Genomic DNA, 14,487 nt, shown 5'->3' on the forward strand with positions numbered 1-14,487 from the left:
GGAGCAGTAGCCGTGGCCGTGGATTTGGCAGTTGCCGCAGTTGGTGCAGGGGGTGAGGGTGCGGGGGCGGGGCATCAGCGCACCCCCGCCAGGTGCAGCGCCAGGGCGATCAGCCCCGCCAGGGCGAGCGTGGTGACGGTCACGATGCTGCCGACGGCCACGCCGGCGAGCTGGAAGATCAGAGCGAGTACGAACAGCAGTGCGGCGGCGAGGGCTAACATTCCTACCTCCCTGGGCATTGGCCAAAGGGTTCCGCCATGGGGATTTCCGCCGCGACCACCGTGGAAACCGCCCCCGGGGTTACGTTGCGCGCACCAACCGTCACAAGGTATTGACCGGGCGGTCAGTTAGGCCACCCGGCCCGGCACCCCCGTCAAAGGACGCCGACGCCCAGGACCGGTAGGGGCCGGTCAGCGCGCGGGAGCGGCCGGGCCGGCGGATGCCGTCAAGAGACACCGACGCCCAGGTCAGCGGATACCGAGCCGGAGCGCGGAGGGCCGAGCTGGCAGGTGCCGGCCCGGGGCGTGGAAGGCCGGGGCGCGGGAGCGGCCGGGCCGACCTCAGCTGAGCGAGGAGTAGGCCACCACCCCGCGCCGGAGCGCGTCCATCGCCTTGCCCGCGTGCTGCTTGACCTTGCTGCCCCGGGGGGCGGCGTCGGAGATCTGGCCGAGCAGGTCGAGCAGTTGCTTGATCCAGCGGACGAAGTCACCGGCGGCCAGCTCGGTTCCGTTGATCCCCTCCGACAGCACGGCGTCCAGGTTGTGGCCCTTGGCCCAGCGGAAGGCCGCCCAGGCGAAGCCGAAGTCGGGTTCCCTGATGAAGGACAGGCCGTGATCGCCCTCGATCGACTCCAGCTCGCCCCAGAGGCGGACCATGTCCCCCAGCGCCTTCTGCACGCCGCCCGCCGGGATCCTCGGCTGGCGGGCGTCGTCGGCCTGCCTGGACTCGAAGACCAGCGAGGAGACCACCGCGGCCAGTTCGGCCGGGTCCAGCTCCTCCCAGAGCCCGGCCCGCAGGCACTCGGCGGTCAGCAGGTCCAGTTCGGTGTAGAGCTGGGCCAGGCGGCGGCCCTCGGCGGTGACGCTCTCGCCTTCGAGGTAGCCGAGCTGGTCGAGCACGCCGCAGACCTTGTCGAAGGTGCGGGCGATGACGTGGGAGCGGCCCTCGACCCGGCGGCGCAGCCCCTCGGTCTCGCGCAGCAGCTTGTAGTAGCGCTCGGCCCAGCGGGCGTGGTCCTCGCGCTCGTCACAGCCGTGGCAGGGGTGCTGGCGGATCGCCCTGCGCAGGCTGTTGACCTCGTCGTCCTCGGCCGCGTGGTCACGTGCCCTGACCGGCTTGCCGAAGTCACGGTCACCGATCTTGGCGTGGACGGAGGCGACCAGGTTGGCCCGCTCCTTCGGCGAGCGCGCGTTGAAGTTCTTCGGGATGCGCAGGTGCTCGACCGGCTCCACCGGGACCGGGAAGTCGGCCGGCGAGAGCTTCTTGACCTGCTTGCCGATGGTCAGCACCAGCGGGGAGGGCCCCTCGCCCCGGGAGTTGAGCCCGGGGTCCAGGACGACCGCCAGTCCGGCGCGGCGCCCCCCGGGGACGCGGATGATGTCACCGGGCTTCAGCAGCTCCAGCGAGCGCAGCGCCTGCGCCCTGCGGGCCGCCCCGCGCCGGCGCGACAGCTCGGCCTCCCGGTCCGACAGCGCCCGGCGCAGCGCGGCGTATTCTCCGAAGTCGCCCAGATGGCAGGTCATCGCCTCGCGGTAGCCCTCCAGGGCCTCCTCGGCACGGCGCACCTGCTTGGCGATGCCGACCACGGCCCGGTCGGCCTGGAACTGCGCGAAGGAGGACTCCAGGAGGGTCCGGGCACGTTCCCTGCCCACCTGGCCGACCAGGTTGACCGCCATGTTGTAGGAGGGGCGGAAGCTGGAGCGCAGCGGGTAGGTGCGGGTGCTGGCCAGGCCCGCGACCTGCAGCGGGTCCATGCCCGGCTGCCAGTGGACCACCGCGTGGCCCTCGACGTCGATGCCGCGCCGCCCGGCCCGGCCGGTGAGCTGGGTGTATTCGCCGGGCGTGAGGTCGGCGTGGGTCTCGCCGTTCCACTTGTCGAGCTTCTCGATGACCACGGAGCGGGCGGGCATGTTGATGCCCAGCGCGAGGGTCTCGGTGGCGAACACGGCCTTGACCAGGTTGCGGGTGAACAGCTCCTCGACGACCTCCTTGAAGGCCGGGAGCATGCCCGCGTGGTGGGCGGCCAGGCCGCGCTCCAGGCCGTCACGCCATTCGAGGTAGCCGAGCACGGCCAGGTCCTCGTCCGGCAGGTGCGCGGTGCGCTCGTCGACGATCTGCCGGATCTGGTGGCGTTCGGCGTCGGTGGTGAGCCGGATCCCGGCGTACAGGCACTGCATGACGGCGGCGTCGCACCCGGCGCGGGAGAAGATGAAGGTGATCGCCGGCAGCAGGCCGCTGGCGTCGAGGCGCTCGATGGCCGCGGCCCGGTCGGGCGGTGCGGCCCGGCGCGGGCGGGAGTAGCCGCGGCGGCCCCTGCCGTAGGACTGGCGCTCCTCGTCCCTGGCGATCCGCATCAGGTTGGGGTTGACCTGCGGCCGGCGGCCGTCCTCGTCCGTCAGGAACAGGTCGTAGAGGCGGTGGCCGACGAGCATGTGCTGCCAGAGCGGGACCGGGCGGTGCTCGTCGACGATGACGCTGGTGTCACCGCGGACCTCGCCCATCCACTCGCCGAACTCCTCGGCGTTGCTGACCGTGGCCGACAGGGCGACCAGCCGGACGGACTCGGGCAGGTGGATGATCACCTCTTCCCAGACGGCGCCGCGGAACCGGTCGGCCAGGTAGTGCACCTCGTCCATCACGACGAATCCGAGCCCCGCCAGGGTGCCGGACCCGGCGTAGAGCATGTTGCGCAGGACCTCGGTCGTCATGACGACGATCGGGGCGTCGCCGTTGACGCTGTTGTCGCCGGTGAGCAGGCCGACCTTGGCCGCGCCGTAGCGCCTGACCAGGTCGTTGTACTTCTGGTTGGACAGCGCCTTGATGGGGGTGGTGTAGAAGCACTTGCGGCCCTGCTCCAGGGCCAGGTGCACCGCGAATTCGCCCACGACGGTCTTGCCCGAGCCGGTCGGAGCGGCCACGAGGACCCCGTCGCCGGCTTCCAGGGCCCGGCAGGCGTCCAGTTGGAAGTCGTCCAGCCCGAAGTCGTACAGACCGCGGAACGAGGTCAGCGCCGGCCCGCTCTCGGCCTGGCTCTGACGGAAAGCAGCGTAGCGTTCCGCTGGGGTCGTCATAGCTCCACCCTACCGATATCGGGATTCCGGTCCGCCCGCCGCGTCAAGTGATGGTCAAGTCCCGCCCCGGGACGCGGGGGCCGCGCTCCGGGAGCGGCCCGGCCGCGGGCGGCGCCTCCGGGCCGCTACGGAACCGCCTCCGGGCCGCTACGGAACCGCCGCGGGGCCACCGTGGGGCGCCGTCGGACTAGGTGAGCACCCGCAGCGAGCCCGGGACGACCTCGCAGGCGAGCGGGACCGGCCCGATCCGCTCGCCGTCGGCGTAGGCGACCACGCCGGGGGCCTCCAGGGTGATCCGGCGGGCGCGGCGCATGGTGACGGCGGGGTGACCCGCGTGGGAGCCCTTGTATACGCGGGGGAAGGTGCGCAGGAACTCACCCTTGGGCACCGCCCCGAGGATCGTCACGTCCAGCAGCCCGTCGTCGGGGACGGCGTCCGGGCAGACCCGCATGCCGGCGCCGTAGGAGCTGGTGTTGCCGACCGCGACCAGCATGGCCTCGCGCTCGATCACCTCTCCGTCGAGATCGAGCCGGAACGGGATCGGCCGGAAGGAGCGCAGCTCCTCGGCCAGCGCCACCAGGTATTTGGCCATGCCGGGCGGCCAGGTCATCCGGTTGGCCCGCTCGTTGACGCGGGAGTCGAACCCGCAGCAGACCACCCCGGCGAACCACTCGTCCGGGCCGATCCTCGCGGCGTCGATCACCCGGGGCGCGCCCTTGAGCACGATGTCGGCGGCGGCGAGGGTGTCCTTCTTCGGCAGGCCGAGCGCGCCCGCGATGTCGTTGCCGGTCCCGGCCGGGATGACGCCCAGCGGCACGTCGGTCCCGGCGACCGCCTGGACCGCCAGGTGGACCAGGCCGTCGCCGCCGAAGGCGACCAGCGCGTCGGGCCCCTCGGCGACGGCCGTGCAGGCGCGCTCCAGCGCGTCGTCGGCCGACTCCCCGACGATCACCGAGACCTCGGCGCCGTCCCGCCGGAGCCTGTTGAGCACGGGTTCGAGCAGGCCGCGCGAGCGGCCACCACGGGCGGCGGGATTGGCGAGGACAGCGATCTCTCCGGGCACAGACCGGAACTTATCGCCTACTTGGCCGGGTCGGTATCCGTCGTGCCCAAATCGAGAGGAGAGTCGTCGTCGAGACGGGAGGCCTCGTCGTCGGACAGGTGGGAGAAGTCGTCGCCCTTCGGCGCTCGCCGCTCCCGTACGTACATGAACCCCTCGGCGAGGGCGAACAGCACGACCATGGGGACGGCCAGCGCGATCATCGAGAACGGGTCGGTGCTGGGGGTGGCGAGCGCGGCGAACAGGAACATGATGAAGATGACCATGCGGCGGTGCTTGGCCACCGTGGCACGGGGCAGGACGCCGATCACGTTCAGGAACACCATCAGCAGCGGCAGCTCGAAGGAGACGCCGAAGATGATGAGCATCACCAGCGCGTAGCTGAGGTATTCGTCCATCTCCAGCAGCGGGATCGCGTTGGTGGGCGCGAAGCCGAGCAGGATCGCCAGGCCGGTGTCCATGATGAAGTAGGCCAGCGCGGCGCCGGCCAGGAACAGCGGGATCGCCAGGGCGAGGAACGAGATCGAGTAGCGCTTCTCGTTGCGGTAGAGGCCGGGGGTCACGAAGGCCCAGATCTGGTACAGCCAGACGGGCGAGGAGACCACCAGCGCGAACATCGCCGCGACCTTCAGGTTGACGAAGAACGCCTCGAAGACCCCGCGGATGGCGAAGGTGCACTCGCCCTCCCGCAGCAGGTGCGAGGCGGGCAGGTCGCAGTAGGGCTCGGTGATGAAGGTCCAGATCGGGTCGAAGAAGATGAACCCGACGACGATGCCCGCGACCAGCGCGAGCAGCGCGATGACCAGCCGGTTGCGCAGCTCACGGAGATGCTCCATGAGCGGCATGCGCCCCTCAGCCGAGTCCGTGGACGACACCGGCCCGTTCGAGCCCGGCTTGGGCCATTTCAGCAGCGCCATTGACGAATCCCGGTCCGAGGAGTGAGTGATCAGGGGCGGGCCGGAAGCCTACTGGGGCTTCGGGGCACCGGCCTGAGCGCGCAGCCTGGCGGCCTGCTCCTCCAGGGCGCGGGCCTGCTCCTCGGCCGACGGCGCCGGAGCCGGGGCCGTGGCGAGCGGCTGCGGGGCCGGAGCGGCGGGCTGGGGCTGTGCCTGTGCCTGGACGACCGTGGCCGTCGGGGCGTCGGCGTCGTCGTCGTCGCGGAGCTTGGAGGTCTCCGCCTTGAAAATGCGCAGCGACCGGCCCAGTCCTCGAGCGGCGTCCGGCAGCTTCTTGGCACCGAACAGCAGCACCAGGATCAACCCGATGATGATCAGCTCAGTGGGTCCCAGGTTGGGCATGACACATCCTTAAGCCGAGCGACATGCAATCTCTGCCCCGATCGTACGCTGCCCGGGACACAGACTCATCCCTTCGGGGCCCGGATTGTCCCGGTCTTCTCGCTGAACAGGACCTGTGCGGGCTCCAGTCTGCGGCGCGTCCTGGCCACCTCCCGGCCCAGTTCCCGCACCGCCAGCAGCACGCGGACGCCCAGGAAGGCGAGGACGACCAGTCCCGCGAAGGCCAGCGCGACCGCGGCGAAGATCCAGCTCATTCGTGAGATCTTAACCTGGACGTCAGGAGACCGACTCGTAACGGTTGAGCGCGGACGTCGCGGCCCGCCGCACGCTCTCGGCCAGCGAGTCCGGTGACAGCACCCGCCCGCTGTCGCCCAGGCGCAGCGCCAGCCGTACCAGCCAGCCCTGGTCGCGCGCCCGCAGCGCCACCCGCAGCCGGCCCCCGCCGAGCTCCTCCACCCGCTCGCACGGGTAGTATTCGGCGACCCAGCGGCCGGCCGGGGTCAGCTCCAGCTCCACCAGCTCGTCGGTCGGGGAGGGCCGGAAGACCCCGGGGGTGACCTCGTCGGGCACCGCGCCGGCCGGCGGGTCGGCGGCCACATCGAGGATGTCGACGGTGAGCATCCGGTCCAGCCGGAACAGCCGCACCGCCTCGGCGCGGTAGCACCAGCCCGACAGGTAGGAGCGGCCGTCCACCACGACCAAGCGCATCGGGTCGACCTCGCGCGGGGTGATCTCGTCGCGGCCCGGCACGTAGTAGCGCAGCGACAGCCGCCTGCCGCGGCGCAGCGCCTCGTTCACGGTGGGCAGCGCGTCCGGTGTGGCGTCGACCTCGACCGCGACCTGGCTGCTGACCGCGGCCGCGCCCGCCACGGAGGCCTGCTCGAACTTGGCGATGACCCGCGTCAGCGCGTCGCGCTCGCCGAACTCGGGCATCTCGGCGAGCATCCGCAGGGCCACCAGCAGCGCGCTGGCCTCGTCCACGCCCAGCCGCAGCGGGCGGGCGATGGTGTCGGCGTTGTCGATGACGATCTCGCCGCCGTCCCACGACACGTCGATCAGGTCGCCGGGGGTGTGGCCGGGCAGCCCGCACATCCACACCAGTTGCAGGTCGTCGATGAGCTGCTTCTCGCTGAGCCCGAAGATCTTCGCCACCTCGGGCACCTGGGCCCCGGGGTGCGACATCAGGTAGGGCACCAGTGCCAGCAGTCTGGGCAACCGGTCGGCCGTGCTCATGCTCCGCTCCACTCCGCGTCCGCGACGCCCCGCTCGCTCACTCGCCACTCCCCCGTGCCCGGCACGGCCCCGTCCCGCCTCACGCCAGCGCGCCCTTCAGGCGGCAGATCACGGCGTCGCGGGCCTCCGGCGGCCCGGTCACCTCGGCGTCGGCGGCGAAGCCGACGACCCACCCGGCCAGCCGCTCGGGGTCGGTGAAGTCGACCTCCAGCTCGTCCCATCCGCCGGAGCCCGGCCGGACGGCCTTGGCCACCTGGCGCAGCCCCTGGCAGGTGCCCTCGCGGACCCGGATGAGGGCGGTGCGCTCCCGGACCGTCAGGTCGTCGCCGTAGCCGACCATCGCCTTGATGTCGACGCCCTCGGGCACCACCACCGCGCCGGGGCGGCCCACCGGGGCGACCGGGCCGCTGATCCGGCTGAGCCGGAACACCCGGGGGGCGTCGCGGTCACGGTCGTGGCCCACCACGTACCACCGGCCGCGCCGGCTGACCACGCCCCACGGCTCCACCGTGCGGGTCAGCACGCTCTCGCTGGCCGCCGCCCGGTAGGCGAAGCGGACCGCGCGCCGGTCGCGCACGGCCTCCCAGAGCGCGGGGAAGGCCGGGTCCTGGGTGTCCACCCGCAGTTCCAGCGCGCCGCCGAGCATCCCGCCCGCCTCGTCGGTCTCCACTCCCCCGGCGCGCAGCTTCAGCAGCGCCCCGCTGGCCGCCTCGGCCAGGCTGGCCCGCTGCCACACCTGGGCCGCCAGGCCCACCACGGCCGCCTCGTCGGGCTCCAGGGTGATCTCGGGCAGCTCGTAGGCCTGCGGGACGATCCGGTAGCCCGGATCCTCCTCCCAGGGGTCCTTGTGGACCTCGATCGGTATGCCGATCTCGCGCAGCTCGTTCTTGTCGCGTTCGAACATCCGCTGGAAGGCCTCGTCGTTGGCGGCGTCGTAGCCGGGCACCGCCTGGCGGATGTGCTCGGCGCTGAGCGGCCGCCGCGTGGCCAGCAGGCAGATCACAAGGTTCAGCAACCGCTCTGTCTTCCGGCGCGACATCCGGCCTCCCTCCCTGTTCGAATGACGCTGTGTTCAGGTGACGCTACTCTTCCCCGCGTGATCAGATGGCGCAGGGGCGAGGTAGTACGGATCCGGCGCGAGTGGCCGGGGGCGGTGGAACTCGACGTCACCACCGAGGATGGCAGCGCGCGTGCGCTGGCCTATCCCGCCCTGGTGGGACGCCCGGAGCCCGGCGACGTGGTGCTGCTCAACACGACCGCGCTCGCGATGGGTCTTGGTACGGGAGGTTACGCCATGGTGGTGGCACTCCCTGACCGTTTACCGGAAGATCCGCAAGGCCCCGGACACCTGGTGAAGGCACGCTACACCCCGTTGCAGACCACCGTGCTCGGCGCGGACGAGCAGGACTCCCCGTTCCACGAGGCGCTGCGCGAGGCCGACTCCCTGGACGGCATGCCGGTGATCATCGCCGACCTGCACTCGGCGCTCCCGGCGATCCTCTGCGGCCTGTACGGCGCGCACCCCCCGGGCGGGCCGGCCGGGGCGGGAGAGGCCGGGCCCGGGACGGGGGAGCCGAGACCTCCCCGGGTCGCCTACGTGATGCTCGACGGCGGCGCGCTGCCCGCCTGGTTCTCCATGTCGTGCGCCCAGCTCAGGGAGGCGGGCTGGCTGGACGGGGTGGTCACGGTGGGCCAGGCCTTCGGCGGCGACGTGGAGGCCGTGACGGTGCACACGGGCCTGCTCGCGGCCCGGCACGTCCTGGGCGCCGACGTGGCGGTCGTCACCCAGGGGCCGGGCAACCTGGGCACCGGCACCCGCTGGGGCTTCTCGGGCGTGTCGGCCGGGGAGGCGGTCAACGCCGCCGCCGTCCTGCGGGGGCGCCCGGTGGCGGCGCTGCGGGTCAGCGAGGGCGACCTGCGCGAGCGCCACATCGGTGTGTCCCACCACTCGCTGACCGCCTACGGCCGGGTCGCCCTGGCCCCGGCCCAGGTCGTCGTGCCGGAGCTGCCGGGCGACTTCGGCAGGCGGGTGGCCGAGCAGTCGCAGCCGCTGGCCGAGCGGCACGAGCTGGTCGGGGTGGCCGTGGACGGGCTCCACGAGGCGCTGCGGGGCTCTCCGGTGCGGCTGTCGACGATGGGCCGGGGGCTGGAGGAGGACCTGGCCTATTTCCTGACCTCGGCCGCCGCCGGACGCCACGCCGCCTCGCTGCTGTCGTAGAAGTCCTTGAAGGTGAAGGCCCGCGGGGTCGGGCCTTCGGCCTTCAGCAGCTCCAGGCGCTCCATCCCCTCGGCCAGGGTCGGGACGTGGTCCCGGGGGATCCACCACATCACGCTGTAGGGCTCCGCCATGCGCAGGAACCACTCCCTGCGCCGCTGCAGGACGCCCAGGTGCGCACTGCGGTAGGTGAAGTCCCACAGCGTGTCGCGCGACTCCCACACCGAGAAGTTGATCAGCAGATGGTCGCCGTAGTCGTGCTCGACGGTGTCCTGGGGGGCGTCGCCGCCCTTGAGCCGCCACACGAAACCGGGCGCCTCGTCGGAGAGCCGGTTGATGGGGTCGAGGGCCGCGACGAAGTCGGCGAGCTCGGGCGAGTCCTTGGGCGCGCGCATGTGGGCGATGTTCATCTGGGCCAGGTGCATGACGGTCAGCAGACCACCCCGCCCCCTTCTATGTCAATTTTTATTATTTTTAGAGATCCTCTTTGGAGAAGGCGACACAGCACTCCCCCGGGCGCGGGTCCAGCCGGGCCGCCACGGCCTCCTCGCCGAGCCCCGCCAGCAGCCCCTGGCACAGCGCCAGGTTCACCGAGCAGACCAGCAGCGGATGCTCCTCGGCGAGCAGGTGGAAAGGGCAGTTGCGCAGCCGCAGCCGTCCCTCCTCCTCGTACGGCTCGTAGCCACGCCGGCGCAGCACCTCGCCGAGGTCCTCCCCCGGCCCGGCGAGCCCGGCCCCGGCCCGGCGGGCCACCTGCTCGGCCTGCTCGTCCCCGCCCAGCAGGTCCACCACCTCGGCCAGCGTCCGCGCCAGTGTCCGGTAGTCCCTGGCCGGGACGCTGACCTGCCACTCCCCCGGCGCCCGGCGGTAGACCTTCGACGGACGGCCGCTGCCCGGGCCGGTCCTGTCCGTCAGCCGCTTGAACCCCGCCTCCAGCAGCCCGGACTCGACCAGCTTGTCCAGGTGGAAGGCGGCCAGGGTCCGCTGCACCCCCACCGCCTCGGCGGCCTCGTTGCGCCCCACCTCGCGCCCCCGCGAGGCGACGTAGTCGTAGACGGCCCGCCGTACCGGATCGTGCAGGGCCGCCACCGTGTCGAGGTCATCGCTGCTCACAGCCCGGATTCTAGGGTGGGGCCGGGGCCGCCGCGCCGTACGGGGAAGGCGGCCCGGTCAGTAGGCGGCGAGGACGTCGACGACGAAGACGAGGGTGTCGGACGGCTTGACCAGCGGCGGCAGGCCGTCGCGGTAGCCGAGCGCCGGGGGGACGATCATGGCGACGCGGCTGCCGACCGGGACACCGACCAGGGCCTTGTCCCAGCCGGGGATGACGCTGCCGTCACCGATCCGCACGGCCTTGGGCTGCCCGTCGCCCCACGTGGACTCGGCCGCGCCCGTGCCCCAGACCCTGCACTCGTACTGGGTGACCAGGAGCTGCCCGGCCTGGATCCTGGGCCCGTCGCCCCGGATGAGGACCTTGCTCCGCAGCTCCGCGGGCGGCCTGGCGTCCGGCAGGCTGACGGCCGGGCGCTCGCCGGGCCCCCCGCCGATCTCGACCCCGGCGAGGGCGCCGGGGCCGCCCCTGCCCCGGGCCGCGGCATCCGGCGAGAACGCGCCCAGGACGTCGACCACGTAGAACAGCTCGTCGTCGGCGGTCATCCCGCCGGGCGGGTTGGGGCCGTAGCCCTCCCCGGGCGGGATGGCAGCCACGACGCGGCTGCCGACCCGGCGTCCCTGCAGGGCCTTGCCCACCCCGGAGATGGACCGGCCCAGCGGGAAGGAGGCGGGCGCGCCCTGGTTGAAGCTGGAGGCCAGCAACCGGTTGTCGGCACCGTCCCACACGTGCGCGGTGTAGTGGGCGACGACCAGGTCACCCCCCTTGATCACGTTCCCGGTGCCGGCCATCTGCTCGCGGATCCGCAGGTCGCCGGCGGGCTCGCCCTCGGGGAAGACGACCTTGGGCCTGACGCCGAAGTCTCCGAGCACCTCGATGTCCGGGCCCGGCCGCCCGCCGGCGGAGGTGCAGGCGGCGGCCAGCACGAGCGAGAGCGCGGCGAGCAGTGGCGGGGTACGCATGCGACTCCCAGGGCCGGGGGATGAGCCAACCCTAACGCCCTATTGGGAGAATTGTCAGTAGAGCGCGGAGCCCGGCCGTGCGGGCGCACGGCCGGGCTCCGGCGAGATCCGCGACTGTCCGCGGAGCCGTCAGTAGGCGGCGACGACGTCCACGAGGAAGACCAGGGTGTCGGTGCCCTTGATCTTCTCGCCGGAGCCCTGCTTGCCGTAGCCGAGGTCCGGCGGGATGCTCAGCAGCACCCGGCTGCCGACCGGGACGCCGACCAGACCCTGGTCCCAGCCCTTGATGACCTTGCCGGTGCCGATCTGGAACATGATCGGCTCACCGCCGCGCGACCAGCTGCTGTCGAACTCCAGGTCCGAGCCCCAGATCTTCCCGGCGTACTGGACCAGGATCGACTGGCCGGACTTGACCTCCGGCCCGCTGCCCTTGATCACCGTCTTGGCGACGAGCTCCTTGGGCGCCTTCTCCTTGGTCTTGGTGGTCAGCTTGGGCGCGGCGTCGCCGCCCGGGTTGTCCACCTTCACGCCCTTGAGGCCCGGGTCGGTCGCCTCACCCTTGGCCGCCTTGCTCTCGGGGACGCCCACCACGTCGACCACGAAGACCTGCGACTGGCCCGCGGGCGCCTGCGCCTGCTGCGCGGCGGGCAGCGCGTCCTTGGCGACGACCGACAGGAAGCGGCCGCCCCCCTTGGTCTCGGCGAAACCCTTGCGCAGGATCTGCGGGACCTGCTCGTTCATCGTGATGAGCTGGGGGCCGCCCTCGTCGTAGGTCGAGCCGGCCAGCTTGTTCTCCTTGCCGTCCCAGGTGTAGACGGTGAAGTTGGCCACCACGCTGCCGCCCTCCTTGGCGGCGGCTCCGACGGTGCCGGGCGTGATCACCTGGTAGGAGGAGGTCTCGACGACTTTCGCGGGGAAGGCCACCGTCGGCTTGGCGTTGGCCGCACCTGTCACCTTCAGCTCTGAGACCGCGCCGGCGGGGCTGCCGGAGGCGGTGCCGGTGGCGGCACCGCCTCCGGAGCCGCAGGCTGCGGCGAACAACAGAGGCACTGAGGCCAGGACGGCCAGGCTGCGGCGGCGCATAGGTATCCCTCAAGCAGACGTCAGGTTCGCGCCACATTACCCGTCCGGGCATACGGAAGAGTTAAGCCAGGGACCGATCTTGCCGAAGCGTGACCATCACATTCCCGCGATCAGTTTGTCCACCCTTTCGTCCACGCTGCGGAAGGGGTCCTTGCACAGCACGGTGCGCTGCGCCTGGTCGTTGAGCTTCAGGTGCACCCAGTCGACGGTGAAGTCGCGGCGCTTCTCCTGCGCCTTGCGGATGAACTCCCCGCGCAGGCGCGCCCGGGTGGTCTGCGGCGGCACCGACTTGGCCTCGAAGATCTTCAGGTCGGAGGCCACCCGCTCCACCGCGCCGCGCTTCTGCAGCAGGTAGAACAGGCCGCGGCGGCGGTGCACGTCGTGGTAGGCCAGGTCGAGCTGGGCGACCCGGGGGCTCGACAGGGGCAGGTCGTACTTCTTGCGGTAGCGCTCGATCAGCTGGTATTTCGTCACCCAGTCGATCTCGCGGGCCACCAGGTCCAGGTTGCCGGTCTCGACGGCGTTGAGCGTGCGCTCCCACAGCTCCAGCACCCGGTGACTGGTCTCGTCGCCGCCGCGGCGGTCGACGAAGTCACGGGCCTTGGAGAGGTATTCCTGCTGGATCTCCAGCGAGGACGCCTCGCGGCCGTTGGCCAGCCGCACGCGCCGCCGCCCGGTCATGTCGTGGGAGACCTCCCGGATCGCCCGGATCGGGTTCTCCAGCGACAGGTCGCGCATCACCGTGCCCGCCTCGATCATGCGCAGCACCAGGTCGGTCGCGCCGACCTTGAGCAGCATGGTCGTCTCGCTCATGTTGGAGTCGCCGACGATGACGTGCAGGCGGCGGAAGCGCTCGGCGTCGGCGTGCGGCTCGTCGCGGGTGTTGATGATCGGGCGCGACCGGGTGGTCGCGCTGGAGACGCCCTCCCAGATGTGCTCGGCCCGCTGGGAGACGCAGTAGACCGCCCCACGGGGGGTCTGCAGCACCTTCCCGGCACCGCAGACGATCTGCCGGGTCACCAGGAAGGGGATCAGTACATCGGCCAGGCGGCCGAACTCGCCGTGCCGTCCCACCAGGTAGTTCTCGTGGCAGCCGTAGGAGTTTCCGGCCGAGTCGGTGTTGTTCTTGAACAGGTAGATGTCGCCGGCGATGCCCTCCTCGCGGAGCCGCTTCTCGGCGTCGACGAGGAGACCCTCCAGGATCCGCTCCCCCGCCTTGTCGTGGGTGACGAGCTCCACGACGTTGTCGCACTCGGGGGTGGCGTATTCGGGATGGCTGCCCACGTCCAGATAGAGACGGGCGCCGTTGCGCAGGAAGACGTTGCTCGATCGGCCCCATGAGACGACCCGGCGGAATAGATAACGCGCGACCTCGTCGGGTGACAGCCGCCGCTGCCCCCTGAACGTGCAGGTGACGCCGTACTCGTTCTCAAGCCCGAAGATGCGACGATCCATTGCCTCACACTATTCGCCGAACCCCTCTTGCGGGAGGGATCAATGAGGTTTTCGGTCGTACGGCTTATGCCCCGGGCGATGTGGTGCTAAGCACGGGCACGGCCGCGCGCGGCGGCCGTGCGGACGGGCTCAGGGGGTGTAGATCTCCTGGAGCTTGACGATCTCCCCCCGGTAGACGGTGATCAGCGACGGGCGCCGGTACTCCTTGACCCGGGCCAGCAGCGTCGCGCGGGAGCAGCGCTTGGCGCCCAGACCCTGCCTGTTCACGGTGAAGGCCGCCAGATCGGCCGAGCAGCCGAAGGCGCTGAGGAAGACGACTTTCTTGGCGACAGGCGAGGCGTAGGCGGCGACGTGGCCCTCCGACGGGCCCACGAAGTGGCCCTCGGTGTATTTGTCCTTCACCCACTTGATCGGCGTGTACTCCACCTGGCCGGTGCTCACGTGGGTGATCCAGCCGCGCAGGATGCCGTCCTTGCGGGGGCTGATGCGCTTGGTGAAGTCGTGGCCGGGGTCGGCCTGGAACGTCGTGCCGAAGATCTTCGGCACGGGGAAGTCGGGGACCGTCGCGGCCTCGGCGGGGACCGCCCCGGCCAGGGCGAGGGCGAACACGGCGGCGACAGCCGGCAGGGAGCGCTTCATGCCCGATACGACGACGGCTGCGGGGGGCCGGTTGCCCGGTGATCAGGAGGAGCTGCAGGGCCAGGGCGCGTTCGGCGGGGTGGCCGAGCACGATCGGGCCGGTCGCCTTGGCCGGGTCGGTGTCCGCCTTGCGGAAGATGG

At 71.6% G+C, this 14,487-nt stretch carries 15 protein-coding genes; 1 reads left to right on the forward strand and 14 read right to left on the reverse strand.

What is annotated here, in order from left to right:
* Positions 1-74: 74 nt before the first annotated feature.
* The 8 genes from ACWDS7_RS38160 to ACWDS7_RS38195 all read right to left on the reverse strand — a co-directional run bounded on the left by ACWDS7_RS38160 (position 75) and on the right by ACWDS7_RS38195 (position 7,920).
* On the reverse strand, positions 75-221 hold the full coding sequence (locus ACWDS7_RS38160; RefSeq protein WP_451933224.1) for a hypothetical protein: 147 nt from the start codon (positions 219-221) through the stop codon (positions 75-77).
* Positions 222-560: 339 nt separating this feature from the next.
* Complete coding sequence (locus ACWDS7_RS38165; RefSeq protein WP_306869212.1) at positions 561-3,290, reverse strand: DEAD/DEAH box helicase; 2,730 nt, start codon at positions 3,288-3,290, stop codon at positions 561-563.
* 187 nt (positions 3,291-3,477) lie between these two features.
* The gene (locus tag ACWDS7_RS38170) at positions 3,478-4,353 is read right to left on the reverse strand and encodes a diacylglycerol kinase (RefSeq protein ID WP_451933225.1); all 876 of its coding nucleotides are present in this window, start codon (positions 4,351-4,353) and stop codon (positions 3,478-3,480) included.
* Between the two features lie 17 nt (positions 4,354-4,370).
* On the reverse strand, positions 4,371-5,186 hold the full coding sequence (gene tatC / locus ACWDS7_RS38175; RefSeq protein WP_451933226.1) for a twin-arginine translocase subunit TatC: 816 nt from the start codon (positions 5,184-5,186) through the stop codon (positions 4,371-4,373).
* Positions 5,187-5,315: 129 nt separating this feature from the next.
* Positions 5,316-5,648, reverse strand: a complete 333-nt coding sequence (tatA, locus tag ACWDS7_RS38180) for a Sec-independent protein translocase subunit TatA (protein WP_451933227.1) — start codon at positions 5,646-5,648, stop codon at positions 5,316-5,318.
* A gap of 65 nt (positions 5,649-5,713) precedes the next feature.
* Positions 5,714-5,902 (reverse strand): hypothetical protein, encoded by a 189-nt coding sequence (locus ACWDS7_RS38185; protein WP_306869203.1) that lies wholly within the window; start codon positions 5,900-5,902, stop codon positions 5,714-5,716.
* A 22-nt stretch (positions 5,903-5,924) separates the two neighbouring features.
* Positions 5,925-6,881: a helix-turn-helix transcriptional regulator gene (locus ACWDS7_RS38190; RefSeq protein WP_306869201.1), complete on the reverse strand. Its 957-nt coding sequence runs from the start codon at positions 6,879-6,881 to the stop codon at positions 5,925-5,927.
* Positions 6,882-6,960: 79 nt separating this feature from the next.
* Positions 6,961-7,920: a helix-turn-helix transcriptional regulator gene (locus ACWDS7_RS38195; protein ID WP_306869198.1), complete on the reverse strand. Its 960-nt coding sequence runs from the start codon at positions 7,918-7,920 to the stop codon at positions 6,961-6,963.
* A 57-nt stretch (positions 7,921-7,977) separates the two neighbouring features.
* On the opposite strand from ACWDS7_RS38195, the gene ACWDS7_RS38200 reads away from it, so the two are divergent.
* Positions 7,978-9,099, forward strand: a complete 1,122-nt coding sequence (locus ACWDS7_RS38200) for a DUF3866 family protein (protein WP_451933228.1) — start codon at positions 7,978-7,980, stop codon at positions 9,097-9,099.
* Here ACWDS7_RS38200 and ACWDS7_RS38205 read toward each other — a convergent pair.
* The 6 genes from ACWDS7_RS38205 to ACWDS7_RS38230 form a co-directional block, all read right to left on the reverse strand.
* Positions 9,045-9,521, reverse strand: coding sequence for a DUF3291 domain-containing protein (locus tag ACWDS7_RS38205; RefSeq protein WP_451933229.1), 477 nt, complete (start codon positions 9,519-9,521; stop codon positions 9,045-9,047). The two genes, ACWDS7_RS38200 and ACWDS7_RS38205, sit on opposite strands and share 55 nt — an antisense overlap.
* Positions 9,522-9,570: 49 nt before the next feature.
* Positions 9,571-10,209, reverse strand: a complete 639-nt coding sequence (locus ACWDS7_RS38210; protein ID WP_451933230.1) for a helix-turn-helix transcriptional regulator — start codon at positions 10,207-10,209, stop codon at positions 9,571-9,573.
* 57 nt (positions 10,210-10,266) lie between these two features.
* Positions 10,267-11,169 (reverse strand): FKBP-type peptidyl-prolyl cis-trans isomerase, encoded by a 903-nt coding sequence (locus ACWDS7_RS38215; RefSeq protein WP_451933231.1) that lies wholly within the window; start codon positions 11,167-11,169, stop codon positions 10,267-10,269.
* A 129-nt stretch (positions 11,170-11,298) separates the two neighbouring features.
* Positions 11,299-12,219: an FKBP-type peptidyl-prolyl cis-trans isomerase gene (locus ACWDS7_RS38220; RefSeq protein WP_306869182.1), complete on the reverse strand. Its 921-nt coding sequence runs from the start codon at positions 12,217-12,219 to the stop codon at positions 11,299-11,301.
* A 129-nt stretch (positions 12,220-12,348) separates the two neighbouring features.
* Entirely contained in the window at positions 12,349-13,707 is a 1,359-nt protein-coding gene (gene pafA, locus ACWDS7_RS38225; RefSeq protein ID WP_031161482.1) for a Pup--protein ligase, read from the reverse strand.
* Positions 13,708-13,836: 129 nt separating this feature from the next.
* The gene (locus tag ACWDS7_RS38230; RefSeq protein ID WP_451933232.1) at positions 13,837-14,346 is read right to left on the reverse strand and encodes a hypothetical protein; all 510 of its coding nucleotides are present in this window, start codon (positions 14,344-14,346) and stop codon (positions 13,837-13,839) included.
* Positions 14,347-14,487 lie beyond the last annotated feature (141 nt).

This window comes from Streptosporangium sp. NPDC003464, assembly GCF_053588315.1.